The organism is Streptomyces sp. NPDC052101 (assembly GCF_040680235.1).
Classification (GTDB): domain Bacteria; phylum Actinomycetota; class Actinomycetes; order Streptomycetales; family Streptomycetaceae; genus Streptomyces.
This window is the reverse complement of record NZ_JBFAWH010000013.1, coordinates 38,929-65,073: the sequence shown is the minus strand read 5'-3', so window position 1 is coordinate 65,073 and position 26,145 is coordinate 38,929. Positions and strand designations below refer to the sequence as shown.

At 69.7% G+C, this 26,145-nt stretch carries 28 protein-coding genes and 1 pseudogene; 10 read left to right on the top strand and 19 right to left on the bottom strand.

Going from position 1 to position 26,145, the window contains the following annotated elements; genetic code table 11:
- The first annotated feature begins 36 nt into the window (after window positions 1–36).
- Both AB0L75_RS23400 and AB0L75_RS23395 read left to right on the top strand, forming a co-directional pair.
- A complete protein-coding gene (locus AB0L75_RS23400; RefSeq protein ID WP_365183895.1) occupies window positions 37–1,320 on the top strand; it encodes an MFS transporter in 1,284 nt (427 codons plus the stop codon).
- Between the two features lie 125 nt (window positions 1,321–1,445).
- The gene (locus tag AB0L75_RS23395; protein WP_365183892.1) at window positions 1,446–2,459 is read left to right on the top strand and encodes a sigma-70 family RNA polymerase sigma factor; all 1,014 of its coding nucleotides are present in this window, start codon (window positions 1,446–1,448) and stop codon (window positions 2,457–2,459) included.
- On the opposite strand, the gene AB0L75_RS23390 is transcribed toward AB0L75_RS23395, so the two are convergent.
- From AB0L75_RS23390 to AB0L75_RS23350, 9 genes are all read right to left on the bottom strand, one after another.
- Window positions 2,343–2,729, bottom strand: a complete 387-nt coding sequence (locus AB0L75_RS23390) for an STAS domain-containing protein (protein ID WP_365183890.1) — start codon at window positions 2,727–2,729, stop codon at window positions 2,343–2,345. The genes AB0L75_RS23395 and AB0L75_RS23390 overlap by 117 nt on opposite strands.
- A 26-nt stretch (window positions 2,730–2,755) precedes the next feature.
- Entirely contained in the window at window positions 2,756–3,343 is a 588-nt protein-coding gene (locus AB0L75_RS23385; RefSeq protein ID WP_365183889.1) for a Uma2 family endonuclease, read from the bottom strand.
- A gap of 74 nt (window positions 3,344–3,417) precedes the next feature.
- Entirely contained in the window at window positions 3,418–4,695 is a 1,278-nt protein-coding gene (locus AB0L75_RS23380) for a thymidine phosphorylase (protein ID WP_365184270.1), read from the bottom strand.
- A gap of 78 nt (window positions 4,696–4,773) precedes the next feature.
- Complete coding sequence (locus AB0L75_RS23375) at window positions 4,774–5,178, bottom strand: cytidine deaminase (RefSeq protein ID WP_365183886.1); 405 nt, start codon at window positions 5,176–5,178, stop codon at window positions 4,774–4,776.
- Complete coding sequence (locus AB0L75_RS23370) at window positions 5,175–6,461, bottom strand: ABC transporter permease (protein ID WP_365183884.1); 1,287 nt, start codon at window positions 6,459–6,461, stop codon at window positions 5,175–5,177. The genes AB0L75_RS23375 and AB0L75_RS23370 overlap by 4 nt, the downstream gene beginning before the upstream one ends.
- Window positions 6,461–7,588 carry an ABC transporter permease gene (locus AB0L75_RS23365; protein ID WP_365183881.1) on the bottom strand — a complete coding sequence of 376 codons (1,128 nt, stop codon included), beginning with the start codon at window positions 7,586–7,588 and terminating at the stop codon, window positions 6,461–6,463. Before AB0L75_RS23365 ends, AB0L75_RS23370 begins: the two co-directional genes overlap by 1 nt.
- Complete coding sequence (locus AB0L75_RS23360) at window positions 7,585–9,111, bottom strand: ABC transporter ATP-binding protein (protein WP_365184267.1); 1,527 nt, start codon at window positions 9,109–9,111, stop codon at window positions 7,585–7,587. The genes AB0L75_RS23365 and AB0L75_RS23360 overlap by 4 nt, the downstream gene beginning before the upstream one ends.
- A gap of 222 nt (window positions 9,112–9,333) precedes the next feature.
- Window positions 9,334–10,389, bottom strand: a complete 1,056-nt coding sequence (locus AB0L75_RS23355) for a BMP family ABC transporter substrate-binding protein (protein WP_365183879.1) — start codon at window positions 10,387–10,389, stop codon at window positions 9,334–9,336.
- A gap of 307 nt (window positions 10,390–10,696) precedes the next feature.
- Window positions 10,697–11,932: a M20 family metallopeptidase gene (locus AB0L75_RS23350; RefSeq protein ID WP_365183875.1), complete on the bottom strand. Its 1,236-nt coding sequence runs from the start codon at window positions 11,930–11,932 to the stop codon at window positions 10,697–10,699.
- Between the two features lie 256 nt (window positions 11,933–12,188).
- On the opposite strand from AB0L75_RS23350, the gene AB0L75_RS23345 reads away from it, so the two are divergent.
- Window positions 12,189–12,866: a class I SAM-dependent methyltransferase gene (locus tag AB0L75_RS23345; RefSeq protein WP_365183874.1), complete on the top strand. Its 678-nt coding sequence runs from the start codon at window positions 12,189–12,191 to the stop codon at window positions 12,864–12,866.
- Window positions 12,867–12,913: 47 nt separating this feature from the next.
- Here the strand turns inward: AB0L75_RS23345 and AB0L75_RS23340 are convergent, their stop codons facing one another.
- Entirely contained in the window at window positions 12,914–13,576 is a 663-nt protein-coding gene (locus AB0L75_RS23340; protein ID WP_365183871.1) for a hypothetical protein, read from the bottom strand.
- An 84-nt stretch (window positions 13,577–13,660) separates the two neighbouring features.
- Window positions 13,661–14,070, bottom strand: a pseudogene (locus AB0L75_RS23335) (ATP-binding protein).
- Between the two features lie 203 nt (window positions 14,071–14,273).
- On the opposite strand from AB0L75_RS23335, the gene AB0L75_RS23330 reads away from it, so the two are divergent.
- Window positions 14,274–15,116, top strand: coding sequence for a helix-turn-helix transcriptional regulator (locus AB0L75_RS23330; RefSeq protein WP_365183869.1), 843 nt, complete (start codon window positions 14,274–14,276; stop codon window positions 15,114–15,116).
- Complete coding sequence (locus tag AB0L75_RS23325) at window positions 15,116–15,307, top strand: DUF397 domain-containing protein (RefSeq protein ID WP_365183868.1); 192 nt, start codon at window positions 15,116–15,118, stop codon at window positions 15,305–15,307. The genes AB0L75_RS23330 and AB0L75_RS23325 overlap by 1 nt, the downstream gene beginning before the upstream one ends.
- A 29-nt stretch (window positions 15,308–15,336) precedes the next feature.
- On the opposite strand, the gene AB0L75_RS23320 is transcribed toward AB0L75_RS23325, so the two are convergent.
- From AB0L75_RS23320 to AB0L75_RS23310, 3 genes are read right to left on the bottom strand one after another with little or no spacing between them, the layout of a single operon-like run.
- Window positions 15,337–16,185: a helix-turn-helix transcriptional regulator gene (locus AB0L75_RS23320; protein ID WP_365183866.1), complete on the bottom strand. Its 849-nt coding sequence runs from the start codon at window positions 16,183–16,185 to the stop codon at window positions 15,337–15,339.
- A 14-nt stretch (window positions 16,186–16,199) separates the two neighbouring features.
- Entirely contained in the window at window positions 16,200–16,715 is a 516-nt protein-coding gene (locus AB0L75_RS23315; RefSeq protein ID WP_365183863.1) for a DUF6879 family protein, read from the bottom strand.
- Window positions 16,687–16,941 (bottom strand): hypothetical protein, encoded by a 255-nt coding sequence (locus AB0L75_RS23310; protein WP_365183861.1) that lies wholly within the window; start codon window positions 16,939–16,941, stop codon window positions 16,687–16,689. The genes AB0L75_RS23315 and AB0L75_RS23310 overlap by 29 nt, the downstream gene beginning before the upstream one ends.
- A 285-nt stretch (window positions 16,942–17,226) precedes the next feature.
- Between AB0L75_RS23310 and AB0L75_RS23305 the strand changes: the two genes are divergently transcribed.
- Both AB0L75_RS23305 and AB0L75_RS23300 read left to right on the top strand, forming a co-directional pair.
- Window positions 17,227–17,451 (top strand): DUF397 domain-containing protein, encoded by a 225-nt coding sequence (locus tag AB0L75_RS23305; protein ID WP_365183859.1) that lies wholly within the window; start codon window positions 17,227–17,229, stop codon window positions 17,449–17,451.
- Window positions 17,452–17,540: 89 nt separating this feature from the next.
- Window positions 17,541–18,023, top strand: coding sequence for a hypothetical protein (locus AB0L75_RS23300; protein ID WP_365183857.1), 483 nt, complete (start codon window positions 17,541–17,543; stop codon window positions 18,021–18,023).
- A gap of 71 nt (window positions 18,024–18,094) precedes the next feature.
- Here AB0L75_RS23300 and AB0L75_RS23295 read toward each other — a convergent pair whose 3' ends face one another.
- Window positions 18,095–18,253, bottom strand: coding sequence for a hypothetical protein (locus tag AB0L75_RS23295; protein WP_365183854.1), 159 nt, complete (start codon window positions 18,251–18,253; stop codon window positions 18,095–18,097).
- Between the two features lie 229 nt (window positions 18,254–18,482).
- Here AB0L75_RS23295 and AB0L75_RS23290 point away from each other — a divergent pair, with 229 nt between their 5' ends.
- Window positions 18,483–18,833 (top strand): hypothetical protein, encoded by a 351-nt coding sequence (locus tag AB0L75_RS23290; protein ID WP_365183852.1) that lies wholly within the window; start codon window positions 18,483–18,485, stop codon window positions 18,831–18,833.
- Window positions 18,834–18,850: 17 nt separating this feature from the next.
- Here AB0L75_RS23290 and AB0L75_RS23285 read toward each other — a convergent pair whose 3' ends face one another.
- From AB0L75_RS23285 to AB0L75_RS23270, 4 genes are read right to left on the bottom strand one after another with little or no spacing between them, the layout of a single operon-like run.
- A complete protein-coding gene (locus tag AB0L75_RS23285) occupies window positions 18,851–19,999 on the bottom strand; it encodes a hypothetical protein (protein WP_365183849.1) in 1,149 nt (382 codons plus the stop codon).
- Between the two features lie 44 nt (window positions 20,000–20,043).
- The gene (locus AB0L75_RS23280; RefSeq protein WP_365183848.1) at window positions 20,044–20,982 is read right to left on the bottom strand and encodes an N-acetylneuraminate synthase family protein; all 939 of its coding nucleotides are present in this window, start codon (window positions 20,980–20,982) and stop codon (window positions 20,044–20,046) included.
- Window positions 20,983–20,995: 13 nt separating this feature from the next.
- Window positions 20,996–22,261, bottom strand: coding sequence for an N-acylneuraminate cytidylyltransferase (locus AB0L75_RS23275; RefSeq protein ID WP_365183847.1), 1,266 nt, complete (start codon window positions 22,259–22,261; stop codon window positions 20,996–20,998).
- Window positions 22,262–22,278: 17 nt separating this feature from the next.
- The gene (locus AB0L75_RS23270) at window positions 22,279–23,601 is read right to left on the bottom strand and encodes a DUF6716 putative glycosyltransferase (RefSeq protein ID WP_365183845.1); all 1,323 of its coding nucleotides are present in this window, start codon (window positions 23,599–23,601) and stop codon (window positions 22,279–22,281) included.
- 198 nt (window positions 23,602–23,799) lie between these two features.
- On the opposite strand from AB0L75_RS23270, the gene AB0L75_RS23265 reads away from it, so the two are divergent.
- Entirely contained in the window at window positions 23,800–24,777 is a 978-nt protein-coding gene (locus AB0L75_RS23265) for a glycosyltransferase family 2 protein (RefSeq protein WP_365183842.1), read from the top strand.
- Window positions 24,774–26,108: an alpha-2,8-polysialyltransferase family protein gene (locus AB0L75_RS23260; RefSeq protein ID WP_365183839.1), complete on the top strand. Its 1,335-nt coding sequence runs from the start codon at window positions 24,774–24,776 to the stop codon at window positions 26,106–26,108. Before AB0L75_RS23265 ends, AB0L75_RS23260 begins: the two co-directional genes overlap by 4 nt.
- The last annotated feature ends 37 nt before the right edge of the window (window positions 26,109–26,145 follow it).

Below are 26,145 nucleotides of genomic sequence, written 5' to 3'. Positions count from 1 at the left end.
TTGGACGGATGAGAGGAGCGTCCCTACGGTCGAAGCATGTCTCCCGCCAGTACCGGGGCGTCCACCACCGTGGGCGCCGCACTGCCCGTCCCGTCCGTCGACTCCACCGACTCCGACTCCCGTATGACCCCGGGCGGCCCCGGCTACCGCCGGATGAGCCTCGCCCTCTTCCTCGCCGGAGTCGCCACCTTCGCCCTCCTGTACTCCACCCAGGCCCTGCTCCCGCTGATCTCCGGCGAGTTCGGGGTCACGGCGAGCGAGGCGAGCTGGACCGTGGCGGCCGCGACCGGCGGACTGGCCCTGTTCGTGCTGCCGATGAGCGCCCTGTCGGAGCGCTTCGGCCGCCGTACGGTGATGACGGCCTCGCTGGCCGTCGCGGTCACCGTCGGACTGCTGGTGCCGTTCGCGCCGTCGATCGGCGCCCTGGTGGTGCTGCGGGCGGTGCAGGGCGCGGCGCTGGCCGGCCTGCCGGCCTCGGCGCAGGCCTATCTGGCCGAGGAGGTCCGGCCCAAGGCGCTGATCACGGCGATCGGCCTGTTCGTCGCGGGCAACAGCGTCGGCGGTATGAGCGGCCGGGTGATCACCGGCTGGGTGGCCCAGGAGTGGGGCTGGCGGGTCGCGGTCGCGGTGATCGGCGTGGTCGCGGTCGGCTGCGCGGTGGCGTTCCGGCTGCTGCTGCCGGCTCCGAAGCACTTCAGGGCGGGCTCGCTACGGCCCCGCGTGCTGCTCGACACGGTCCGCGACCACCTCGCGAACCCGCTGCTGCGGCGCCTGTACGCGATCGGCGCGCTGTTCATGACGGTGTTCGGCGGCGTGTACACGGTGATCGGCTACCGGCTGACCGGCGCCCCGTTCGGACTGCCGCAGGGCATCATCGGCTCGATCTTCCTGGTCTACCTGGTCGGTACGGTGTCGGCGTCCACGGCGGGCCGGCTGGTGGGCCGGTTCGGCCGCCGGGGGGCGCTGTACCTGGCGGGCGGTACGACGGCCGCGGGTCTGCTGCTGTCGCTGGCGCCCGCGCTGCCGCTGGTCCTGCTGGGCCTGGTGCTGATCACGGCGGGCTTCTTCGCGGGCCACGCGGTCGCCTCCTCGGCGGTCAGCAAGACGGCCACCCACGGCCGCGCCCAGGCCTCGGCCCTGTACCAGTCCATGTACTACGTCGGCTCCAGCGCCGGCAGCACGATCGGCGCGCTGGCGTTCCACGCGGACGGCTGGGGCGGCACGGTGGGGGTCGGCCTGCTCGCGGTGCTGGGCGTGGTGACGATCACGGTCCTCGGTTCCGTGGCGGCCCGGCGCACCCTCGTGGCACCCGCGCACTGACGCGCCCCGCCCCCGGACCTGCACTTTCACATGCTCCGGGGGCCGTTGTCAGTGCCCTGCTGTAGCTTCCAAAGTGCTGGGGCGCGAAAGAGCGCCACAGGGACGGCCACAGGGGTGGGTGGACGATGGGCGACAGCACGGCGACGGCGGACCTCGACGTCGCACTGGAGAAGCACCGGACCGAGCTGACCGGGTACTGCTATCGGATGCTCGGTTCCTCCTTCGAGGCCGAGGACGCGGTGCAGGACACCCTGGTGCGGGCCTGGCGGAGCTACGACAAGTTCGAGGGCCGCTCCTCGCTGCGCTCGTGGCTGTACCGGATCGCGACGAACGTGTGCCTGGACATGCTGACGGCGGGCAACAAGCGGGCGAGACCGATGGATCTCACCGAGTCGACGCCGCTCGCCCAGGTGGCCCTGTCCCCCCGCCCGGACAGCACCTGGCTGGAGCCGATGCCGGACGCGCGCGTGCTTCCGACAACCGACGACCCGGCGGAGGCGGCGGTCGCCAAGGAGTCGGTCCGGCTGGCCTTCATGGCGGCCCTGCAGCAGCTGCCGCCCAGACAGCGGGCGGTGCTGATCCTGCGCGAGGTGCTGGCCTGGAAGGCGAGCGAGGTCGCCGAGCTGCTGGACACCACCGTCGCCTCGGTCAACAGTGCGCTGCAGCGGGCGCGGGCCACGCTCGCCGAGCGCGGGGATGCGGGGGCCGAGGGCGCGGTGTCCGACCCGCTGGACGAGCAGCAGCAAAGACTCCTGGAGCGCTATGTGAAGGCGTTCGAGGGGTACGACATGACGGCGCTGACCGCGTTGCTCCACGAGGACGCCGTCATGACGATGCCGCCGTTCGACCTGTGGCTGCGCGGCCCGGTCGACATCACCGGTTTCATGACCACCCTCGGTGCCTCCTGCGCCGGCTCCCGTCTGCTGCCGGTCCAGGTCAACGGCCTGCCGGGGTTCGCGCACTACAAGCCGGACGAGGAGCAGGGCGGCTTCAGTCCTTGGGCCGTGCAGGTGCTGGAGCTGTCAGCCGGCCGGATCACCGGTTTCCACTGCTTCCTCGACACCAAGCGCTGGTTCCCGCTCTTCGACCTGCCCCTCCATCTGGAAGCGGAGCCCGACGAGGTCGAGAAGGGCGGGTAGCGCGGGGTCGGGGTCCCGCAGCCGGATCCGGCCGCCGGCCCGGCGGGCGGTCAGCTCCAGCCGCGCCAGCAGGTCCACGACGGCCAGCCCCGGGGGCCCGAGCCCGCCCACGTCACACACGACGACGCGGGCCCCGTCGCCCGCCAGCAGCGTCCGCACCCGCTCGCACAGCCCCGCCACCTCGTCCCGGGCGACGGGGCCGGGCAGCACGAGCACGGCGGGTGTCCTGGCATCCACGTACGGTAGACCGCCGGGGCCCGCCGAACTCATCGCCCCGGTAAGCGCCAAGCCGAGGTTCAGTCGACGGGGAACTCACCGGTGTCGATCGTGACGTCGAACGGCGCCGGCAGCTTGATGGGATCGCCGAACTTCACCGCGCTGAGGACCCGGTAGACGTCGCCCTTCGGCTCGCCGTAGAGCGTCGCGGTGGGGCCTCCGGGGGCCCAGCGGTCGATGAGGAGGTAGAGCGGGATCCCGGCGGTGGCGTAGGCCGCGGCCTTGCTGACGCGGTCGTGGCGGGCGTTGGACTTCGAGGTGACCTCGACGACGAGTTCGGCGAGGGCTGCGGGGAGGTAGGAGTCCGACTCCGGGTGCTCCTGCACCGGCATCACCAGCAGGTCCGGGACGAGCATACCCAGCCGTGCCGGTACGGCGATGGACTGAGTTTGGAAGATGCCCCAGTCGTCGGGGATCACGGAGTAGAGGCGCCGCTGCACGGGCGCGGAGTAGCGGTGGTGAGCCACGGCGGAGTACGGGGCCACGGTGATGAGCCCTTCAATGATCTCCACCTTGCACCCCTTGGGGGCATCGGTCCGCTTCCACACCCACACGAGTTCGTCCCACTCGTTGTCGGTCAGGAGGTAGTCACCCTCGAACTCGTCCATGGGCTCATCCAACACGCCGAAGGGGACCGGCACAGGTCCACCGATCCCCTTCACCCGAACGATAAATCCCCTGGTCAGGCGATACGTTCCAGCACCACCGGCGTGGCCGAGAACTCCGTCCCCGCCGCCGCGATGTCGTACGAGCCCTGGACCGCCTGCAGCGCGTACTCGAAGCGCTCCGGGGTGTCCGTGTGCAGGGTGAGGAGCGGCTGGCCCTCGGTCACCCTGTCGCCCGGCTTGGCGTGCATCTCGACGCCCGCCGCCGCCTGCACCGGGTCCTCCTTGCGGGCGCGGCCGGCGCCCAGGCGCCAGGCGGCGATGCCGATGTCGTAGGCGTCGAGGCGGGTGAGGACACCGGAGGACGGGGCCTTCACCACGTGCTGCTCACGCGACGTGGGCAGCACGGCGTCCGGGTCGCCGCCCTGCGCCGCGATCATCCGGCGCCAGACGTCCATCGCCGAGCCGTCGGCCAGGGCCTTCGCCGGGTCGGCGTCCTTGATGCCGGCCGCGTCCAGCATTTCGCGGGCCAGGGCGACGGTCAGCTCCACGACGTCCGCGGGGCCGCCGCCGGCCAGGACCTCGACCGACTCGCGGACCTCCAGGGCGTTGCCCGCCGTGAGGCCGAGCGGGGTCGACATGTCCGTCAGGAGCGCGACCGTCTTCACGCCGTGGTCGGTGCCGAGGCCGACCATCGTGGACGCCAGCTCACGCGCGTCCTCGATCGTCTTCATGAAGGCGCCGGTGCCGACCTTCACGTCCAGCACCAGCGAGCCCGTGCCCTCGGCGATCTTCTTCGACATGATCGAGGAGGCGATCAGCGGGATCGCCTCCACCGTGCCGGTCACGTCCCGCAGCGCGTACAGCTTCTTGTCCGCGGGGGCCAGGCCGTCGCCCGCCGCGCAGATCACCGCGCCCGTGGTGTCGAGGACGTGCAGCATCTCCTCGTTCGAGAGCAGGGCACGCCAGCCGGGGATCGACTCCAGCTTGTCCAGGGTGCCGCCGGTGTGGCCGAGGCCCCGGCCCGAGAGCTGCGGGACCGCGGCACCGCAGGCGGCGACGAGGGGGGCCAGCGGCAGGGTGATCTTGTCGCCCACGCCGCCCGTGGAGTGCTTGTCGGCGGTCGGGCGGGACAGGGCCGAGAAGTCCATGCGCTCGCCGGAGGCGATCATGGCCGCCGTCCAGCGGGCGATCTCGCGGCGGTTCATGCCGTTGAGCAGGATCGCCATGGCGAGCGACGACATCTGCTCGTCGGCGACCTCGCCGCGGGTGTACGCGTCGATGACCCAGTCGATCTGCTCGTCGGTCAGCTCGCCGCGGTCTCGCTTGGTGCGGATGACGGAGATGGCGTCCATGGCCATGGCTGGGGCTTCCTTCCGGGAGGTGCGAAGCGCACGGCCCCCCTGCGAGCGGGGCAGGGGGGCCGTACGGCGTTACTTGGTGAGATGGTCCGGGCCGAAGGCCTGGGGCAGCATCTCGGAGAGGGGCAGGACGCCCGCGGGGGTGTCCAGGAGAAGGTCCGGTCCGCCGAACTCGTACAGCAGCTGGCGGCAGCGGCCGCACGGCACGAGCAGGGCGCCCGTGCCGTCCACGCAGGTGAAGTGCGTGAGCCGGCCGCCACCCGAGCGCTGCAGGTCGGAGACGAGGCCGCACTCGGCGCACAGCCCGAGGCCGTAGGAGGCGTTCTCCACATTGCAGCCGGTGACCGTGCGGCCGTCGTCGACCCGGGCCGCCACGCCGACCGGGAAGCCGGAGTAGGGGGCGTACGCGTGGGACATCGCCTCGCGCGCCACCTCCCGCAGCGCCTCCCAGTCGAACTCGGCGACTTGCTGTGTCACTTGCCCTGGCCCTTCCGGTAGCGCATGCCGTCCGCCTTCGGCATCCGCAGGCGCTGCGCCGACAGGGACAGCACCAGCAGGGTGACGACGTACGGCGTGGCGCCCACGAAGTCGCTCGGGACCGTGTCGGTGAGCAGGTACCAGACCAGGATCACGGCGGCCATGGCGAGACTGATCACGCCCTGCAGCATTGCCTTGCGGTACAGCTTCCAGCCTGCCAGGGCCACGAGCAGGACCACCAGCAGGAGCAGCAGCGCGTGGACGGTCGTACCGCCGTTGCGCAGCTGGAGCGCGTCGGAGTAGCCGAACAGGCCGGCGCCCATCGCCAGGCCGCCCGGACGCCAGTTACCGAAGATCATCGCCGCGAGGCCGATGTAGCCGCGGCCGCCGGTCTGGCCCTCCAGGTAGGTGTGCGAGGTGACCAGGGCCAGGAAGGCGCCGCCGAGTCCGGCGAGGCCGCCGGAGACGGCGACGGCCGCGTACTTGTACGAGTACACGTTGACGCCGAGCGACTCCGCGGCGGTCGGGTTCTCGCCGCAGGAGCGCAGCCGCAGACCGAACGGCGTGCGCCACAGCAGCCACCAGCTGGCGACGAACAGCACCGCGGCCAGGACCGTGACCACGGACAGGTGGGTGACCAGGCCGCCGAGGATGCCGGCGAGGTCGGAGACCAGGAACCAGTGGTGGTTCTCGATCGAGTGCAGGCCGCTGGAGAGGCCGGGCACGGTGACGTCGGGCAGCGGGCCCACCGGCGGGGACTGCTTGGGGTTGCCGCCCGCGTTGGCGGCCGCGCCGCTGGTGAAGAACAGCTTGGCGAGGTACTGGGTGGCGCCGAGCGCGAGCAGGTTGACCGCGACACCGGAGACGATGTGGTCGACGCCGAAGGTGACGGTGGCGACCGCGTGCACCAGGCCGCCGAGGACGCCGAAGGCGATGCCCATCAGCAGGCCGAGCCAGGGGTTGGACTGCCAGCCGATCCAGCCGGCGCCGAAGGTGCCGAGGATCATCATGCCCTCGAGGCCGATGTTGACCACACCGGCCCGCTCGGACCACAGGCCGGCGAGGCCGGCGAGGCCGATCGGCACGGCGAGGCCGAGAGCGGCGCTGACCTGGCCGGCGGAGTCGAGGTCCTGCGAACCGGTGATCATGCGGACCGCGGCCAGCAGCAGCAGCGCACCCGCGACGATCATCAGGATCTGGCCGAGCGAGCGGCCCGAGCGCTGCGGCGCGCCCGCCGCCTTGGGCGCCGCGGGCGGCGGCGTGTCGGTCATCGTGGCAGTCATCACGCCACCTCCTGCTTCTTCGACTGGGCGGCGGCCTGGGCGGCGAGTTCGGCGCCGACCTTCTGCTGCTGGCGCTTGAGGCCGTAGCGGCGTACGACCTCGTAGGCGATGACGACGCACAGGACGATGACGCCCTGGATGACGCCGAGGATCTCCTTGTCGTAGCCCTGGAACTCCAGGTGGTTGGTGGTGCGCTCCAGGAAGCCCCACAGCAGGGCGCCGAGCGCGATGCCGATCGGGTTGTTGCGGCCGAGCAGCGCGATGGCGATGCCGGTGAAGCCGATGCCCGTCGGGAAGTCGCTGCTGAACTGGTAGCTGTCGTTGAGGAGGGTCGGCATGCCGATCAGACCGGCCACCGCACCCGAGATGATCATGCTGGTGGCGATCATCTTCTTCACCGACACACCGCTCGCGGAGGCCGCGCTCTCGGACTGGCCGACGGTGCGCAGGTCGTAGCCGAACCGGGTGCGGCCGAGCACGAACCAGTACGCGAGGCCGACGGCCACGGCGACGAAGATGAAGCCCCACAGGTCACCGGCCGGGCCGGTGTTGATGCTGAAGAAGTGCGAGCCCGACGGCAGCGGCTTGGTGGCGACGACGGTGCCGCCCTGCTGGAGCTGGGCCAGCTTTCCGGGCTGGAGCAGATAGGCGATGATCGCGGTGGCGATCGAGTTCAGCATGATCGTCGAGATGACCTCGCTGACGCCGCGGGTCACCTTGAGGATGCCGGCGATGGCCGCCCACACGGCGCCGGTCGCCATGGCGCAGATCAGGATCAGCGGGATGGCGAGCCAGCCGGGCACGGTCAGCGCGCCGCCGAGGACGGCGGCGAAGAACGCGGCGAGCCGGTACTGGCCGTCGACACCGATGTTGAACAGGTTCATCCGGAAGCCGATGGCCACCGAGACACCGGCCAGGTAGTACGTGGTCGCCTTGTTGAGGATGTAGACCTGGCTGTCGCTGGCGAAGCCGTAGGTCAGCATGTCGTTGAAGGCGGGACCGGGGTTCTTGCCGGTCGAGAGGATCACCAGGGCGGTGACGACGAGCGCGGCGACGATCGCCAGCACCGGTGCGGCGATGCCGAGGAGCAGCCGCTCCTTGTCGATCCGTGAGGTCAGCTTGTTCATCGCTCGTCGTCCTCTGTGTGCTCCAGGTGGCCGGTGGCCGCACCCGTCATGGCGGAGCCCAGCTCTTCGGGGGTGATGGTGGCGGGGTCGGCGTCGGCGACCAGGCGGCCGCGGTACATCACCCGCAGGGTGTCGGAGAGCCCGATCAGCTCGTCCAGGTCGGCGGAGATCAGCAGCACGGCCAGGCCCTCGCGGCGGGCCTCGCGGATGTAGTCCCAGATCGCGGCCTGCGCGCCGACGTCCACACCGCGGGTGGGGTGGGCGGCGATGAGCAGCTTGGGGTTGTGGCTCATCTCGCGGCCGACGATCAGCTTCTGCTGGTTGCCGCCGGAGAGCGAGGCCGCGGTGACCTCGATACCGGGGGTGCGGACGTCGTACTCCTGGACGATCCGCTCGGTGTCGGCGCGGGCGGCCTTGATGTCGAGCAGTCCGCCGCGCGAGTTCGGCTTCTCGGTGACGTGGCCGAGGATGCGGTTCTCCCACAGCGGGGCCTCGAGGAGCAGGCCGTGGCGGTGGCGGTCCTCGGGGATGTAGCCGATGCCGGCCTCGCGGCGGTGGCGGGTCGGGGTGTGGGAGATGTTGGTGCCGTCGAGCGTGATGGTGCCGGTGTCGGGGTGGCGCATGCCCATGATCGCCTCGACCAGCTCGGACTGGCCGTTGCCCTCCACACCGGCGATGCCGAGGACCTCGCCCTTGTGGATCGTGAAGGTGATCTGGTCGAGGATGATGCGCTCGATGCCGTCGAGGTCGGTCTGCGCGAGGTGCAGCCCGGTCACGTTCAGCATCGGGACGTCCGTGACCGTGGACTCCTCGGTCTCCGGGGAGGGCAGCTCGCTGCCGACCATCAGCTCGGCGAGCTGCTTGGGGGTGGTGGTGGACGGCTCGGCCGTGCCGACCGTCGTACCGCGCCGGATGACGGTGATCTCGTCGGCGACCGACAGCACCTCGCCCAGCTTGTGGGAGATGAAGATGACGGTGAGGCCCTCGGCCTTCAGCTCGCGCAGGTTGTCGAAGAGGGCGTCGACCTCCTGCGGGACGAGCACGGCGGTCGGCTCGTCCAGGATGAGGGTCTTGGCGCCGCGGTAGAGGACCTTGAGGATCTCCACGCGCTGGCGGTCGGCGACACCCAGCTCCTCGACGAGGACGTCGGGGCGGACGTTCAGGCCGTACGCGTCGGAGATCTCCTTGATCTTGGCGCGGGCCTTGTTGCCGATGCCGTACAGCTTCTCCGCGCCGAGGACGACGTTCTCCAGCACGGTGAGGTTGTCGGCGAGCATGAAGTGCTGGTGCACCATGCCGATGCCGCGGGCGATGGCGTCGCCGGGGTTGTTCAGGACGACCTGCTCGCCGCCCACGGTGATGGTGCCCTCGTCCGGCTGCTGCATGCCGTAGAGGATCTTCATCAGGGTCGACTTGCCGGCACCGTTCTCACCGCACAGGGCGTGGACGGTCCCGGTGCGGACGGTGATGTCGATGTCCTTGTTGGCAACGACACCGGGGAAACGCTTGGTGATGCCGCGCAGTTCGACGGCAGCGGGAGGGCTGGACGCGTTGATGGCGCACTCTCCTCGGGGAAAGGGGCTGCATAGGGGAGGTGGCAGGCGTCGGCGACGCTAGCGCGGCAACTCCGCGCTACACGCGTAGAGTTGACACATTGTTATGGCTCGGCGAGGGGCGTCGGGACGACGTTTCCTCGCCGAGCCGGGGTCAGGCGGGCCAGCTGGACCGACCGGGACCCATCAGGGTCACGGGGTGGTCTTGACCTTGATCTGACCGTCGACGATCTTCTTCTTCGCAGCGTCCAGCTTGGGCTGGATGTCGTTGATGAAGCCACCGCTCGTGGCGAGCGAGACACCGCCCTTGGCGAGCGAGTAGACGTTGTTGCCGGTGAGCGGCTTGCCGTCGTGGACGGACTTGATGAAGTCGTACACGCCGACGTCGACGTTCTTGACCATGGAGGTCAGGATCGCGCTCTTGTACTGGGCGAGACCCGGGATGTTGTACTGGTCGGAGTCCACGCCGATGGCCCAGGCGCCCTTGGCGCCGTGCACGGCCTCGATCGCGCCGTTGCCGGAGGAGCCGGCGGCGGTGTAGATGACGTCGGCGCCGTTGTCCAGCATGCCCTGCGCGGCCTGCTGGCCCTTGTCGGGGCTGGAGAAGCCGGAGAAGTCCTGGCCGTGGGACAGGTACTGGACGTCGACCTTGACCTTGGGGTTGGTGTCGTGGACGCCCTGGACGTAACCCGCCTCGAACTTCTTGATCAGCGGGTTGTCGACACCGCCGATGAAGCCGACGTGGTCCTTCTTGGTCTTCAGCGCGGCGGCGACACCGGCCAGGTAGGAGCCCTGCTCCTCGGTGAAGGTGATGCTGTTGACGTTCTTGGCGGCGACGACCGAGTCGACGATGCCGAAGTTGGTCTTCGGGAACTTCGCGGAGATCTTGGTGACGGCGGGGGCGTACGAGAAGCCGACGGCGACGATCGGGTTGTAACCCGCCTGGGCCAGGTCCGACAGCCGCTGCTCGCGGTCGGCCTCGGTGTCGGAGGTCTTGGCGGTCAGCTCCTTGATGGAACCGCCGAACTCCTTCTCGGCCTTGTCGGCACCGCGCGCGGCGGAGTCGTTGAAGGAACGGTCACCACGGCCGCCGACGTCGTAGGCGAGACCGATCTTGATGCCCTTGCCGCCGCCCGAGGAGGAGGACGAGGCGTTGTTGTCGGAGGACGTGCTGCCACACGCGGTGGCAGTCACGGCGAGTGCCGCGGTCGCGATACACGCAGCAGAAAGCTTGGCTACCCGGCGCACGGGAGGCTCCTTCACCTGACCTGAGCGCCATGTCGGCGCTTGATGTGAGCACCATGCCAGTGCTCGGGCCGGAACGCCCCGTCGGCGTCGGCTTCGCGGCATCGTAACGCGCGTAGATGTCGCAAAAAACCCCCTCCCGAAGCCGTTATCGATTCGAGGCAAACGGCATCTGAACTCGCGGTCTTGCCCCTCTTACGATGCTCTTGCGCACCGTTTGCACATGGCTTGCGACCGGGTTGCGCCGGTCAGGGGAATGGCCCCCGAGGGGGCCGCACATCCGGGTTCTCCCTTTCGGATCTTGAAAGGGCTAGCCCCGTTCCCCGTTCGGCTCCAGGAAGGCCGCTGCCGTGAACATCTCGACGCCGACCTTGATCGCATGCTCGTCGGCGTCGAAGTCGCCCTGGTGGAGGTCGCGCACGGTGCGCTCGCCGGGGCGCCGTACACCGAGCCGGGCCATGGCGCCCGGCACATGCTCCAGATACCAGGAGTAGTCCTCGCCGCCGAGGCTCTGCTCGGTGCTCTCGACGGCGTCCCGGCCGCGCCGCGCGACCATCGCCCGGCGCAGCAGCTCGGTGGACTCCCGGTCGTTCACCACCGGCGGCACTCCGCGCACATAGGTGATCTCGGACTTGGCCCGGTGCAGGGTGGCGATCTCGTCGATGGCGGCGTGCACGATGTCGGGGGCCGTCCGCCAGGCGTCCAGGTCGAGGCAGCGCACCGTGCCGGACAGCTCGGCGTGCTGCGGGATCACGTTCGGCGCGTGGCCCGACTCGATCCGGCCCCAGGTCAGGACGAGGCCGACGCGGGCGTCGACACGGCGGCCGATCAGCGCGGGCACGTCGACGGCGACGCGCGCGACGGCGGTCACCAGGTCGGTGGTCAGATGCGGCCGGGCGGTGTGCCCGCCGGGCCCGTCCAGGGCGATCTCCAGCCGGTCGCACGCGCTCGTGATCGGCCCGTGCCGCAGCCCGATCTTCCCGGCGTCGACGCGGGGGTCGCAGTGCACGGCGAGGATCCGGCCGACCCCCTTGAGCACTCCGTCCTCGATGGCGTCCAGGGCGCCGCCGGGCAGCACCTCCTCGGCGGGCTGGAAGAGCAGCCGCACCGGCCGGGGCAGCAGGCCCTTGGCGTGCAGGTCGGCGAGGACCAGCCCGGTGCCGAGTACGACGGTCGTGTGCACGTCGTGCCCGCACGCGTGCGCCCGATCGGGCACGGTCGACCGGTACGAGCAGTCGGTCTTGGTGTCCGGGATGGGCAGGGCGTCGATGTCCGCGCGCAGCGCGAGCAGCGGTACGGTCGGCCGCTCACCCTCGGCCAGCCCGATGTCACACACGAGTCCGGTTCCCTTGGCGAGCACCCGGGGCCGAAGCCCCGCCTGCTCCAGCCGCTCCTTGATCGCAGCGGTCGTACGGAACTCCTGATTGCCCAGCTCAGGGTGCATGTGCAAGTCGCGACGGAAGGCTACGAGTTCGGCGTGCAGGGCTTCGCTCAGCACGCCGGGGAGCACATCCCCCGCGAGGCCGGCCTCGGACTCTAGGGACATCAATTGCTTCACCCTCTGAAGGGTAGGACGCCCGGCTGGTCAACTACCCCTCGATCAACAAAAGTTCAGCCCGTTAGGGGAAGAAAATCTGACCGGCGGACGCATGGCGGCGGACTCTGGTGGGTAAAATCATTGTTTCTCCATCCACGGATACCATGCCTCGCCACAGTCTCGCTCGACTTGTCCAGGTACCGGACCCCGCCGCGGCCCCTGAACCGGCCCCGCCCCGCGCCCCCGGCCGGTAGGGTCCGCAGCCGTGACCGACGCGACCGAGAACTTCCCCACCGACCGGACCGAGCCCTTCCTGCGGACGACCCGCACCTCCTACGACGCGATCGCCAAGGAGTACGCGGCCCGGTTCCCGGCCGGCGGCCGGCATCCGCTCGACGACGCCCTGATCTCCGCCTTCGCCGATCTGGTCACCGCACACGGCACGGCCCCGGTGGCCGACCTGGGCAGCGGCCCCGGCCATGTCACCGCGCTCCTGCACGAGCTGGGCGTCCCGTCCTTCGGTGTCGACCTCTCCCCCGCCATGGTGGCCCTGGCCCGCGAGACGTACCCCCAACTCCGTTTCCATGTCGGCTCGATGACGTCCCTGGACCTGCCCGACGCCACCCTGGGCGGCATCCTCGCCCTGTACTCGACGATCCACGTGCCCGACGCCCACCTGCCGACGGCCTGCGCGGAGTTCCACCGCACCCTGCTGCCCGGCGGCCACGCCCTCCTCGCCTTCCAGACCGCCGAGGAGCCCGGCCACCTCCACCTGCCCGAACGCTTCGGCCACGAGATCGACCTCGACTACTACTGGCGCACTCCGGAGCAGGTCATCGAACGGCTGGCGGAGGCAGGCCTGGAACTGATCGCGGGGGTGCGCCGCGAACCGACCGGGGAGGAGACCCGGGCGCGGGCGTTCGTACTGGTCCGTAAGGCGTAGCCGACGCCGACGGCCGACGCCGACGGCCGAGGCCGGGAGGCACGAGATCACATCCGGTGGCAGATGACCATCCAGCCGACACCGAAGGAGCCCAGCAGCCCGGCCCAGACCAGCTCCGAGGGGTCGCCGAGCAGGATGCCGTGCACGACCATGGTGAACGGGATGGTCAGCCACAGCCACCCGAAGTTCCCGAACGCGATCAGGCCGGCCGGACGCCCGCTCACCACCGCCCACAAGGCAAGCCCCAGGAACAGCCAGGCCCCGCTCAGCCGCCAGGCCATCGAGTCCGAGGAGGGCGGGGAGTAGCTCTCGGTGTGGCCGTCCACCGTCATACGCACCACCGCGCCATGCCAGATCCGCAGGTCAGCGAGGTCGCCGCGGTGCGCCCCGGCGTATGTGCCCCCTTCGACGCCGAGCCACTGCGTGTGGTCCGGACGCCGTACGCGAAGCTCGTAGTCGGTGGTGCAGGACTGGAGGCCGTTGCTGTCCGTGGTGCAGGACTCGCTGGTGCGCCGGTCGACGATCGCGCCGGTCGTCGACTCCAGGCAGTCGTGGTGCGCGGCCCCCTGACAGACGGCCGCATGCCGGAAGGCCGAGACATCGCCGTACTGCCCCGCCGCCCACCGCACACAGAGGCCGATCCCACTTACCGCCACCAGAAGCACCAGCACCCGTAACCACAACCACAACGGCTCACGCCAGAAAGTCATCGCCGCGTCCCCCGAGCTTCCTCACCGGATTTGGTCGCTCTGAGTAATATGACGCTCACGGGCCCCGCCCGGTTGCAGGCCGGCTCATGCGGCCCCCAGCTCACACCACACGTACTTCCCCCGATCCCCGAACCGGGCCGTCGGCTGCCACCCCCAGTACTCCGCACAGGCCTTCACCAGCCCCAGCCCCCGCCCGTCCTCCATTTCCGTGACCTGCTCCAGCGGGCGGGGAGGGTCCGGCGGAGCCGGGTCGCTGTCCCACGCCCCGATCCAGACCATGCCCTCCGGGGTACGGCGGACCTCAGCGCGGCGGGTCCCTTCGTGTGGCGTACGGCGTTCGAGACCAGCTCTGTGGCCAGGAGTTCGGCGGTGTCGACCAGGCCCATCAACCCGTGCAGGGTGAGGATCAGGCGCAGGGTGCGGCGGCACACCGTGACGGCTCTGAGGTCGTTGGGGATGTAGAGGGTGTAGTCCCAGGTTTCGATTTCGGGCATGCGTCATCAACTCCGTTGCGATGGGGGGACTTGGGAGCACGGTGGCATTGCCGCAGCCGTCATGACAGGGCGGAGCGGTGCGCTTCCGCTGCGTGTGCGTTGCATCACTGACAGTAGGGGGAATTATTTAGATCCCGCAAGTCGATCGCGTAACCTGACCCTCGAACGAGTCGCACCGCCAGGCGTGTTGAGAGGACCAGTCGATGGCAAAGAGAACCGAGCCAACGGCACGTCAGATGCGCTTGGCGGTCGAACTGCGCACGCTCCGCGACACGGCAGGCCTCGCCTCACGGGAAGCGGCAGCGCTGCTTGGGGTGACCGCTCCCCAGATCAGCCAGATCGAGTCCGGCCTGGCCGGTGTGAGCGAGAAACGCCTGCGTCGCTTGGCCGCGAACTACTCATGCGCTGATGAAGGGCTGATCGACGCGCTGGTCGCCATGGCGACCGATCGCACACGGGGCTGGTGGGAGCAGTACCGGGAACTGCTACCCGCCCCGTTCCTCGATCTCTCCGAGCTGGAGCACCATGCCACGTTCCTTCGTGACGCACAGTTCCTGTACATCCCCGGCCTGCTCCAAACGGAGGACTACGCCCGCGCCGTATTCGCGTACCGGATCCCGGAACTACACGACGAGGAGCTTGACTTGCGCGTACGGCACCGGATGCAGCGCAAGGTGGTCCGCGACGCCACCCCATACGAGGCCGTCATCCACGAAGCGGCGCTGCGCATCATGGTCTGCGATCGCGCCGCCTCTAGAGTCCAGCTGGCGGACATCCTTGAAGTCTCCGAGGCGGACAATGTCACGGTGCGTGTCATCCCCTTCACCGTAGAGGGGTTCGCAGGCGCTGCGAGCGCCATGATGTACGCGGGCGGAGCGGTGCCAAAGCTGGACACCGTCGTACGCGACGCGCCCAACGGCGCGGTCTACATCGGTTCCGAAGGCCAACTCAGTGCCCTGCGCGCCCTCTTCAGTAGGCTGGAAGCCACGGCACTGAGCCCCGAAAGATCCCGAGACTTGATCCACCGCGTGGCGAAGGAACTGTGATGCCCACCCCTGACAGCTGGCAGAAGTCGTCCTACTCAAGCTTCGGCGACGGAGACTCCTGCGTGGAAATCGCCCCCCGTCCCACCCACATAGCCATCCGCGACTCCAAGGACCCCGCCCTCGGCACCCTTACCTTCCCCGCCGAAGCCTTCACCCCCTTCGTCCAGGCCATCCGAACCGGCGCCTGTTAGGCCTCCCGCCTCGCCCGGAACCACCCCGCTCAGTCGAGGGACGCCAACGCCCTCGTAACGAGCGCACGTGCCGTGGCTCCCCGTTCGGCGCTTCGTGAGAGCCGCTCAAAAGCCCGGCCGTACAGCTCTACCTGGCTCGGCTGCGTGAGCGCGGAAGCGGCATCCAGCGAGTCCGCGTGCACCCTGACGTCGTCGAAGATCGTGAAGGTCGGCATCGGCCACATGGTGCGCTGCGCCGAGAAGGGGACGATACCGACGGCAACGTTATGGAGATCCATGACCCCGAGCAGATGGCCAAGCTGGCCGGCCATGGTCTCGGGGCTGCACAGCCGGTACCGCAACACCGACTCCTCCAGTACGAACGAGAACCGCCGGGTGCCATTGCTCAGCACCGCGTTGCGTCTCATGCGGGCGGCTACGGCGTCACTCACGTCGTCCGGGGTTCCCCGGAAGTCCGCGATGGACGACAAGAGGGCGGTTGCGTATCCGGGAGTCTGGAGGAACCCGGGGATGACGTCGGAGACGTAGACGCGGAACATCTTGGTTCGTTGGTACAGGTCGACTACGGACTCCTGCAGCAGACGGAGACCGCTTCGCTGGAGTCTCCTCCACTGCACATGGGCATCGGCGGACTGCCTGTTCGCCGCGATCAAGTCGGGGGCCTGGTCCTGAGCGGCGCAGGCCCGGCACCACGCTTTGATGTCCGCTTCAGAGGGAGGGGTCTTGGCGTTCTCGATCCGGGACGACTTCGACTCTGACCAACCGCATCTGAAAGCCAGCTCCCGCCCGGTGATCCCGGCATCCTTCCGAATCTCGCGCAGACGGCCGGCGAGGTCTTCGCGCGCCTTCTGGACGCTTGGAGAAGGGTGCGGGGGCATGGAGCCGGCTTTCGTCAGATCTTGTACAGGTGGTGCGGTATCGCTCGCTCCCAGACTGCCTCGAAGGCAGTCGAGCACAGCTTCACCGTCTCCGGGTCTGCCGTGATCTCATCCTCGACCACCACTCCGTCACCTGAGAAGTGGTGCACCCGGAGCAGTGCGCCGTCGAAGAGCCAGAAGTCATTTCCGGGAAGGGCAATGTTTGTGGCTTGTCGTCGTGGCAGCCACCGAACCTCCTCACCCGCTGTGACGTTGGCGTGCGTGACGTAGTGCTCCCAGCGGATGTACTCCGACACGGGCTCGGAGACCACCCGCGCCCGGCGGACCGATACGCCGCGGGCCGCAGCGTCCGTGATCAACTGGTAGAAGGGATGCCACCAGACCTCACGATCCCCCCAGTTGATCCGCTCGCCCCGCTTCCACGCCTCGAACCGGTCCGTCGAGGCGTAGGAGTCGCGTAGTTCCAGGTGGACGGCAGACCGCTCACACCGGCCAAGCAGCTCAGCGAAGCCGGGCACGCTCGACGGCATCACATGCCTCCCTGATCATCGGGATCATCCGGGCCGGGATCCTGACGATAGCTTCGCTGTCAGGCACCGGGCCGTTGGCGGGGCTGTTCACCTCGCACTCCGCCTGAGTCTGGATGCTTGGTTTCCACCCCTGCAACAGGATCTCCTGAGCTTCCGCGTCCGCCCACACGGTGGGGCAGTGGTCAAGGTCGGTGTCGGGGTCGATCCCGACGAACTCTACGGCCATGGCTCGCTCCTTGTTCTAGGCGCTTGCTCTGACTTGCATCATCTTCTTGAGCTGCCAAGACACCGTCAATATCGCTATCAGCCAGAGCAATTGGCGTGCAAGTCCATGCAAGTTCATAGAGTCGCGGACGAAGCAACTCCTAACGTCGTCGCATGCAGCCGAGGCAAGGCTGAGTCCGGCAACGTGCCAGCCGCTGAAGTACGCCTCATTCCCCAGGAACTCCCGCCCTTCGCGGGCGGCGGCGGCCAGTCGTGACCGCGATCAGTTGAACAGGAGGGTGCAGTGATGCAGAACCGAATCGACCTGTACGCGCTGGACATCGACGGGGCCTCGTTCGTGAAGGCGTGCGGCGGCCCATGCACGGAAGGATGCGTGACTCTGGCCCGGATCGGCGAAGGCGCCTGGGCCCTCGGCGACAGCAAGCGGCCGGAGATGCAGCCGCTGCGGTTCACCACGGAGGAACTGGACGCCGCCGGTATCGACCCGGCGCGGTTCGACCTGTCCGTCTGACCATCCCGGCTCCTCCCGACCGGTCCCGGACTCCCGAGCGGAGCCGGGACCGGCTCCCTCTCGACCGCCAACAGTGAACGAGACGACTGGTGCACCATCACGGCTACCTGTGGACCGGCCCGAAGGAGCGCTTCGACCAGGAAGCCCTGCGGCGGCCCCCTCATCCTGAGCCGCCACCGGCAGGAAGCAAACCGGAATTGATCCAGCGCTACCGCGAAGTGGCCGCAGAGTTCCCCACGTCGGACCTGCCGCCCCTGGAGGCCGCGTACTGGCTCATCAAGCCACGTTCGCTGGTCCGCGGCACTTGGCACGAGTCGAAGGAAGCGGGAGCCTGGCTCGGAGAACAACTGGCCGAGTACGCGTACCGATTCACGTCGGAGACAGACCGCGACACCGCCCGCCTGGCCCGACTTGTGACCGCCGCCGCCGCACGACTGCGCTCAGGCGCCGATGTGTCGTACGGCTTCTACCTCGAACATCCCTCATATCTATCCGTAGCGGTGGTGGCATGCTCTCCAAACCGTTCGCACGCTGAACTGGGCTGCCCAGCCGAGGTCAGTTCGTGTCGATGAGGCAACCGCTCGCCTACATTCACACGCGCCACCTACGTACCAGCTTGCAGACTCGATGCGAAATCGGCAGGCTATTCGACCTCAATCAGGTCGATGCGATATTCACGGCGCACGTCCTCTGCAAGACGCTTCCCGCCAGCCTTCACCATGCCACGAGCCCACCAGAATTTTTCTGGGATCCCAGGGAAAGTAATCTTCAGCGTCGTGCGGATAACCCTGCTCGCAATCATCAACAAACCTTGACCAGCGCCCCAGGAGTTCCTCCGGGGCACGGCGACGGCGGCTACGCAGCGCCCGTCCGCCGCTTCACCGACCAGTAACCAACACGCCGATCACGACCGGACCGGGCACCTTGCGAGGAGCCCGGTCCGGCTCGGGCCACCGGCACCAACACAACGGCTTGCCCAGTTGGACCGAAGGGGATGTGACGCCCCCGTCCGATACGCCACATTGGGTGGCATGGAGAAGAACGAGCGTCAGCGATTTCTCGGCGAGGTCCACGCCGAACGGGACCGGCTGCTGCCGCTCCGCGCGGAGGCGACGCGGACCACGATCGAAATGGTGAGGACGAGCGGGACGCAGGTCGGCGAACCCGACCTCGTGCCCTATCTGAACCTGGCCTACCTGCTGGCGGTCAAGCGGACGCGCAGTGAGGACGAACTGCTCGCCTTCGCCCTGTCGTTGGCGAACTGGGCGGTCGCGGCGGTCGCCGACCTCGCCAAGTACACCGACCGGACGGTGGAGCAGGTCATCGACGTGTACGAGACCGCGATCATGGCCGCGGCGGATGCCGGTGAAGAACCGGTCTGATGCTCTGAGCAGGTCGGCTACGCCGGGCTCACCGCGGCCAGCCGGTGCACGTCCCGTGCCGTGCCCGTCACCCCGGACAGGAAGCCCTGCGCGCGTGGCGAGGCGTTGTCCGTGAGCCAGGACGGGTCGATGTCGCACACCGCCACCCGTACCCCCGTGCCGACCAGCGCCAGCGGCAGGGTGTGCACGACCGTCGACGGGAAGCTCAGGACCGTACGGCCGATCGGGCCGCGGCGGGCGATCAGTTCCAGGGGCAGGTCCGGGCGGACGATCTCCAGGCCCGTTTCCGCCGCCAGCCGGTGGAGCTTTTCCGCGCTCTCCCTGCGGTGTGCGAAATAGCGTGTCGCGCCGTGCGCCCCGGCGAGGGTGCGGACCGCCTCCAGATAGCGGTCGCCGTCCACAACTCCCGTTTCCACCAAGGATGTTCCCACCATGTCCGCGCTCTTGGTGATGCGCGGCGGGCCGAACCGGGCGCGGGTCCAGGAGAAGTCGTTGGCCGTGACCGTCACCCCGTCCGGGGTCTCCGTCACCGGCATGGAGGAGAAGACCTCGACCCGGCGGCGGGCGCTCGGCGTGAGGCGGCGGCGGGCCGAGGAGGAGACCGGGGCGAAGAGCAGGTCCCGCGGCCCCGGGCGGCCGCCCTTGCGGTGCCAGCGGACCAGCCGTTCACCCCGGGCGAGTTGGGTGACGAACTCCATCGTCGCCGTGCCGTCGTCCACGACCACCAGGTCGCGGGCGCGGGTGATGGTCAGCAGAAGCTGCACGTAGCGGGAGAACGGGTCCCCCATGACGACGCGGTCGGCCCGGCGGAGCGGTCCCGCCAGGCCGCCGATCGTCGAGAAGGGTGCGGTCGTACCGCCCCGCGCCTCCTCCCAGCGCACCCGGTACCCCTCGTCCCGGGCCAGGTCCACCATGCGGCGCAGCTGGCCCCGGGTCATGGGGTCGGTCGGGGACAGGACGACGACCGTGAGGTCCGCGCCGGCCGGTGGCGGATCGCCGGCCACCGTCCGCCGCACCTGCGCCGGCACGGACGGAAGCGGGTCCGGGGCCGGGCCGCGCAGGCCGTGCAGATGCGCCCACTCCAGTACGTTCAGCAGCTGGACCGGGCTCTCCACGAAGGCGAGCGTGCGGGGAGGGTGGCCGGCCTGGCCGGCGCGGGGGCTCATCGGTGTACGACCGTCCCGTCGTAAGGGGATCAAGAGGCCAGTGCTCAGACCGTGACCGGCTCGCCCGCCGCCGCCGCGATCTCCGCCTCGGCGACCGCGCCTGCGACGCGGCGCAGCTTCTTCATCGGGCCCAGCTCGGAGTCGTAGACCTTCTTGACGCCGTCGCCGAGGGAGGCCTCGATCGTGCGGATGTCGCGGACGAGGCGGGTCAGGCCCTGCGGCTCGACGGAGGCGGCCTGGTCGGAGCCCCACATCGCGCGGTCCAGGGTGATGTGGCGCTCGACGAAGGCGGCGCCGAGCGCGACCGCGGCCAGCGTGGTCTGCAGGCCGGTCTCGTGGCCGGAGTAGCCGATCGGGACGTTCGGGTACTCCTTCTCCAGCGTGTTGATCACGCGGAGGTTCAGCTCCTCGGCCTTCGCGGGGTAGGTCGACGTGGCGTGGCACATGAGGATGTTGTCGCTGCCCAGCACCTCGACCGCGTGGCGGATCTGCTTCGGGGTCGACATGCCGGTGGACAGGATGACCGCGCGGCCGGTGGCACGCAGGGCGCGCAGCAGCTCGTCGTCGGTCAGGGAGGCGGAGGCCACCTTGTGGGCGGGCAGGTCGAACTTCTCCAGGAAGGCGACGGCCTCGGTGTCCCACGGGGAGGCGAACCAGGCGATCCCCTTCTCCTTGCAGTACTCGTCGATCTGGCGGTACTCGTCCTCACCGAACTCCACACGGTGGCGGTAGTCGATGTAGGTCATCCGGCCCCAGGGGGTGTCGCGCTCGATGTCCCACTGGTCGCGCGGGGTGCAGATCTCCGGGGTGCGCTTTTGGAACTTGACGGCGTCGCAGCCGGCCTCGGCGGCCACGTCGATCAGCTTGAAGGCGTTCTCCAGCTCACCGTTGTGGTTGATGCCGATCTCGCCGCAGATGTAGACGGGGCGGCCGGGGCCGACCTCGCGCGAACCGAAGGAACGGATGCGGGAGTTGCTGCTCATGGGGGAGATTTCCTTACTTGGGGAGGGAATCGAGAGAGGGGCCGAGGATCCAGCTGGCGATCTCTCGGATCGCGCCGTCACCGCCGGGGACAGTGGTGACCGCGCGTGCGGCGCCGCGTACGACGTCGTGGGCGCTCGCGACCGCCACGGGCCAGCCGGCGAGGGCGAAGCACGGCAGGTCGTTGACGTCGTTGCCGACGTAGAGCACGCGCTCCGGCGCGATGCCCTGCTCCTCGCACCACTGCTTGAGCGCGAGGTCCTTGCGGTCGATGCCGTGCAGCACGGGAAGCCTCAGCTTCCGGGCGCGGGCGGCGACCACAGGGTTCTGTTCCGAGGACAGGATCAGCATCTTCAGGCCGCTCCTGCGCAGGGCCGCGATGCCGAGTCCGTCGCCGCGGTGCACGGAGACGAACTCCCGTCCGTCGGAGTCGATCAGCACCCGGTCGTCGGTCTGGGTGCCGTCGAAGTCGAGTACGACCGCGTCGATGTCGTCGGCGGTCGGCAGCGAACCGATGGGGGTCCCCCCGCTCGAGCGAAGCCGAGAGTGGGGGAGGTCCGCGTCGAACAGCGGGGCCAGCGCCCTCGCCCGCGCCAGGTCGTGCGGGTCGTCGATCTCCAGGACCCGGGCGGGGTCGGTGCGGACGAGTTCCGTACGGCCGAAGAAGCGGTGCTGGTGCTTGCGGAAGCCGACCGCGTCCATCGCGTAGGCGGCGCCGGTCTCCAGGAAGTCCTGGGGGCGGTCCTGGCGGCGGGGGCGGAAGGACTTGTCGTGGTTGACCCCCGCCCCGCCCTCGGTCTCGGCTTCGGCCTCGCGCCAGATGAAGCCGTGGAACGGGGCCACGGTCACCGCCGTGTCCGCGCCGTTCTCGGCGACCGCGCCGGCCACCCCGTCGATGTCCTCGCGGACGATGAACGGGCTGGTGCACTGCACGAGCAGGACCACGTCGACGGCGGCGCCGTGCAGCGCCTCATGGGCGTCCATGGCGTGCAGGACCGCGGCCTCGGAGGTCGCCGTGTCCCCGGCGATGGCGGCCGGGCGCAGCACGACCTCGGCGCCGGCCTCGCGCGCGGCGGCGGCGATGGCCTGGTCGTCGGTGGAGACGACGACGTCGGTCACCAGCCGGGTCGCCCGGCACTCGCGCACCGCGCGGGCCACCAGCGGGACGCCGCCGACGGGCGCGAGGTTCTTCGCGGGCACGCCCTTGGAGCCGCCGCGCGCGGGGATCACCGCGAGCACCCGGCGCACCATCGCGCCGTGGCCCGCTTCCGGGTTGGACATGGGGTCTCCTTGGAAGGTCACAGCTCCCCCATCCGCCTGATCACCGGGGCGACCCGCTGCACGCCGTGGCGGTAGGCGCCACGCGCGGCGCGGCGCACGATCTGGCGGACCGGTCCGGGCTCCTTGTCGGCGGCGGGCGCACCGGGCAGCGGGACGCCGTCGGGGCCGAGGTGGTGCCGGGCGAGGATGCCGGGCAGATAGCCGGGCGCGGTCTCGGGGGTGTAGTAGGGGTTCAGGGGCGGCAGGCCGCCCGGGCGGTCCAGCAGCTTGGCGATGCGTTCGCGCGCGATGTCGAAGGCCGTGTCATACGTCCCGTCGGCGGCGACGCCCTGCCGGGACACCCACTCCTCGTCCGCCGCCGGCCGGTGCCCGGCGTCGAGCTGGTCCCAGGAGGCGAGGCAGCCGGAGCCGAGGAAGTGGTGGTTGCCGAGCACCTCGCGCACGCCCAGGTCGGTCAGGACGACCGTGGGGACACGGCGGTGCAGGGCCTCCAGGGCGGCCGTGGAGCTGACCGTGACCAGCAGGTCGGTGCGGTCCAGCACCTCGCCCATGTGGCCGTACACCAGCCGGAAGTTGGCGGGCAGCTCCTTGCCCTGCGCCAGCTTCTGGTACGGCAGCTCCTCGATGTGGGTGGTGTGTTCGCCCGGCTTGGAGCGCAGCTTCAGCAGCACCTCGCGCTCGGGGTGCCTGCGGGCGTGCTGGATGAGCCGGTTCAGCAGGTACGTACGGTCCTTGCGGCTGTCCGGGACGGACGGCTGGGCCGCGAACACCACGGTGTACGGGTCGTGTTCACCGGTGTACGGCGCCCCGCCGAGGAAGGGCAGCGCGACCTCGGTGACCGAGGAGGCGTCGGCGCCCACGCCCTCGTACACGGCCCGGAACCGGCCCGCGTCGTGCCGGGAGTTGGCGAGGACGAGGTCCGCGCCGTGCCGCAGCAGCAGCCCGTCGGCGAGCTTCTCGTAGACGACACCGACGTAACCGGTGACGACGACGGGACGCCTGCCGGCGCCGGCCCAGGCGGCGCGCAGCCCGTGCAGCATGGCCTGGACGCCGCCACCGACGAGCGCGAGGATGAGGACGTCGTACCGGTCTTCGGTGGTTTTGCCCATGGAACGCAGGAACTCGACGCCGGTGACCTCACGCAGGGAGTCGGCCCGGACGCCGACCTCCTTCAGCTGGCGGGCTGTCGGCGTGGCGCGTCCGCGCAGGAGGTAGCCGTCGAGCCGGATCTCGGCATCCATAGGAGCGAGGCGCTGCGCGGTGAGGGCGCCCCACTTCCACCGGGTGTCGGAGTCGGCGAGGACGGCGACCCGCAGGGACTTCGTAGCACTGGCTGGCACGCCGAAGACGCTAGAAAGCCATTCCGAGGTTCCGCCCAACCCGAATGCAACAAACGGTTAACAGCACATCGCCGAATGGCGAATCGGGCCGCGAGGGCGCGGTAAAAGAGCCCGGTTCACAGCTTCGCCACGTGCCGTTCACCCAGCATCAAGCAGACGGTCAAGACGAATGACGGGCTTCGGCCTAACGTCCCTGACGTGGTCAAGCTCTCCGTCATCGTGCCGTTCTACAACGTGCAGCAATATGCGCCCGACACGCTCAGGAGCCTTGCGGCGAACGCGCGTGAGGACTTCGAATTCATTCTCGTCGACGACTGCTCCCGCGACGGGACACCAGAGATCCTCGCGCGCGCGGAACGCGAGCTGCCCGGGGCCGTGTTCGTCCGGCACGAGCGGAACGGCGGGCTGGCGACCGCGCGCAACACCGGTATCGACCGGGCGCGCGGCGAGTACCTCACCTTCCTGGACGGCGACGACTGGCTCGCCCCCGGCTACTTCCCGCAAGCGGTGTCGGCCTTGGAGGAACTGGGCTGCGACTTCATCCGCACCGACCATGTGCAGTGCACCGCGCGCTCGCGCCAGGTGTTCCGGGTGCCGGTCGGGCGGCGCGGTGTGGTGCTGGACCCGCGGGAGGCGATCCTGCCCGCCGACCGCTCGACGTCCGTGGACTACGCCTACGCGTGGGCGGGCGTCTACCACCGGCGGCTGGTGGACAAGGGCCTGCTGCACTTCACCGACGGGCTGCGCACGGCGGAGGACCGGCCGTGGATCTGGAAACTGCACCGGGAGGCGGATTCCTTCGCCGCGGTGACCTTGTTGGGCGTTTTCTACCGTCGCGGCGTCGCCTCTTCGCTCACTCAGATCGGTGATGTCCGGCAACTCGATTTCATTCGCGCGTTCGATCAGGTCATCGCGGAAACCGCCCAGGACCGGGACGCGGACGAGCTGTTGCCGAAGGCGGTCCGCACTTATTGCGCCATCATTTCCCATCATCTGGGATCCATCGAAAGGTTCGAGCCCGCGGTGGCGAAGAAACTGAAATCCATGAGTGCCGCGGCCCTGCGGCGCATGCCGCAGGACGTGCTGGACGAGGCGCTGGACTCCATGGACCTCCAGCGCGCCGGCAAGCTGCGCCGGCTGCGCCGCCGTCCCGCCACCGCGGGGGCCGCCGCGTGACCACCCAGATCTTCCAGGCGTCGACCCTGTACGGCACGGCCACGCTCGCCGCCGCCCTGGACTCCGGCTGCTTCGGCCCGGCCGACCGGCGGATCCTGCTGGTCTGCAACAACGCGGCGGCGCCCGAGACCACTCCCGCGCTGGACGAGGCGCCCGGCTTCGAGAAGCTGCGTGACCGCTTCGACGAGGTGATCTCGTACAACGCGACCATCTTCCCGTTCCATCCGGGCGGCTGGGCGCCCCGCGTGGACGACATGCCGCTGTGGGAACGCTTTCTGCGGCACGAGTGGCAACTGGGCGACGACGACGTGGAGTTGGTCGTCGAGTCGATCCAGGTCAACCCCTCCCTGGCGCTCGGGCAGATCTTCACCGGCGCCCCGGTGACGGTCTACGCGGACGGCCTGATGAGCTACGGCCCCACCCGCAACAAGATCGACCCGCTGGTCGGCACCCGGGTGGACCGGGTGCTGCACCTGGACCTGGTGCCGGGCCTGAAGCCGCTGCTGCTCACCGAGTTCGACGTGCCGGGCGAGATCGTGCCCACGGCCGCCTTCACCAAGGTGCTCGCCGCACTCGCGCCCTCCGGCGCCGAGCTGCCGGAGGTCGAGGAGCCCGCGCTGCTGCTCGGCCAGTATCTGTCGGCGCTGGACATCCTCACCGCCGAGCAGGAGGAGAAGCTCCATGTGCGGATGCTGAGGGGCGCGGCCGCGCTCGGCCACACCAAGGTGGTGTTCAAGCCGCACCCGTCGGCCCCGGCCGGCTTCACCCGCTCCCTGGAGCAGGAGGCCGAGAGGCTGAAGGTCGAGCTGACCGTGGTGGACACGCCGGTCCTCGCCGAGGTGCTGTACCAGCGGATGCGTCCCGCGCTGGTCGTCGGCTGCTTCTCCACCGCCCTGCTCACGGCGAAGGCGCTGTACGGCCTGCCCGTCGCCCGAATCGGCACCGAACTGCTGCTGGAGCAGCTGACGCCGTACGAGAACAGCAACCGGGTCCCGGTGACCATCGTCGACGCGCTGCTGCCCGCCCTCGGCGACGGTGCCGCGGTGGCCGGGCAGCGTGCCGGGATGGATGTCGAGGTGCTCGGTGCGCTGATCCGCGCGGTGGGCTTCGCGATGCAGCCGAAGATCTACCCGATGCTGCGCGCGCAGACCGAGACCTGGCTCGCCAGGAACCTGAACGCGCAGACCATGCGCTACTTCAAGCGCCGGCGCCTGTCCTCGCTGGCCCTGCCCGGCGGGGTGCCCGCCCAGCTGGCGTTCATCCCGCGCAACGCGACGGTCCGCCGGGTGGCCCGCAAGGCACGCAGCCTGCGCGACTCCGTACGCCGCTGAGGCGGGAGCCCGTACGGCGCCGAGGCGGGCGGGCCCG

What these genes read in the sequence shown, in the direction of transcription:
- AB0L75_RS23400 (WP_365183895.1), top strand. Translation starts at nt 37, where the DNA reads ATGTCTCCCGCCAGTACCGGGGCGTCCACCACCGTGGGCGCCGCACTG.
- AB0L75_RS23395 (WP_365183892.1), top strand. Translation starts at nt 1,446, where the DNA reads ATGGGCGACAGCACGGCGACGGCGGACCTCGACGTCGCACTGGAGAAG.
- AB0L75_RS23390 (WP_365183890.1), bottom strand. Translation starts at nt 2,729, where the DNA reads ATGAGTTCGGCGGGCCCCGGCGGTCTACCGTACGTGGATGCCAGGACA.
- AB0L75_RS23385 (WP_365183889.1), bottom strand. Translation starts at nt 3,343, where the DNA reads ATGGACGAGTTCGAGGGTGACTACCTCCTGACCGACAACGAGTGGGAC.
- AB0L75_RS23380 (WP_365184270.1), bottom strand. Translation starts at nt 4,695, where the DNA reads ATGGACGCCATCTCCGTCATCCGCACCAAGCGAGACCGCGGCGAGCTG.
- AB0L75_RS23370 (WP_365183884.1), bottom strand. Translation starts at nt 6,461, where the DNA reads ATGACTGCCACGATGACCGACACGCCGCCGCCCGCGGCGCCCAAGGCG.
- AB0L75_RS23365 (WP_365183881.1), bottom strand. Translation starts at nt 7,588, where the DNA reads ATGAACAAGCTGACCTCACGGATCGACAAGGAGCGGCTGCTCCTCGGC.
- AB0L75_RS23350 (WP_365183875.1), bottom strand. Translation starts at nt 11,932, where the DNA reads ATGTCCCTAGAGTCCGAGGCCGGCCTCGCGGGGGATGTGCTCCCCGGC.
- AB0L75_RS23340 (WP_365183871.1), bottom strand. Translation starts at nt 13,576, where the DNA reads ATGACTTTCTGGCGTGAGCCGTTGTGGTTGTGGTTACGGGTGCTGGTG.
- AB0L75_RS23330 (WP_365183869.1), top strand. Translation starts at nt 14,274, where the DNA reads ATGGCAAAGAGAACCGAGCCAACGGCACGTCAGATGCGCTTGGCGGTC.
- AB0L75_RS23325 (WP_365183868.1), top strand. Translation starts at nt 15,116, where the DNA reads ATGCCCACCCCTGACAGCTGGCAGAAGTCGTCCTACTCAAGCTTCGGC.
- AB0L75_RS23320 (WP_365183866.1), bottom strand. Translation starts at nt 16,185, where the DNA reads ATGCCCCCGCACCCTTCTCCAAGCGTCCAGAAGGCGCGCGAAGACCTC.
- AB0L75_RS23315 (WP_365183863.1), bottom strand. Translation starts at nt 16,715, where the DNA reads ATGCCGTCGAGCGTGCCCGGCTTCGCTGAGCTGCTTGGCCGGTGTGAG.
- AB0L75_RS23310 (WP_365183861.1), bottom strand. Translation starts at nt 16,941, where the DNA reads ATGGCCGTAGAGTTCGTCGGGATCGACCCCGACACCGACCTTGACCAC.
- AB0L75_RS23305 (WP_365183859.1), top strand. Translation starts at nt 17,227, where the DNA reads ATGCAGAACCGAATCGACCTGTACGCGCTGGACATCGACGGGGCCTCG.
- AB0L75_RS23295 (WP_365183854.1), bottom strand. Translation starts at nt 18,253, where the DNA reads ATGATTGCGAGCAGGGTTATCCGCACGACGCTGAAGATTACTTTCCCT.
- AB0L75_RS23290 (WP_365183852.1), top strand. Translation starts at nt 18,483, where the DNA reads ATGGAGAAGAACGAGCGTCAGCGATTTCTCGGCGAGGTCCACGCCGAA.
- AB0L75_RS23285 (WP_365183849.1), bottom strand. Translation starts at nt 19,999, where the DNA reads ATGAGCCCCCGCGCCGGCCAGGCCGGCCACCCTCCCCGCACGCTCGCC.
- AB0L75_RS23280 (WP_365183848.1), bottom strand. Translation starts at nt 20,982, where the DNA reads ATGAGCAGCAACTCCCGCATCCGTTCCTTCGGTTCGCGCGAGGTCGGC.
- AB0L75_RS23275 (WP_365183847.1), bottom strand. Translation starts at nt 22,261, where the DNA reads ATGTCCAACCCGGAAGCGGGCCACGGCGCGATGGTGCGCCGGGTGCTC.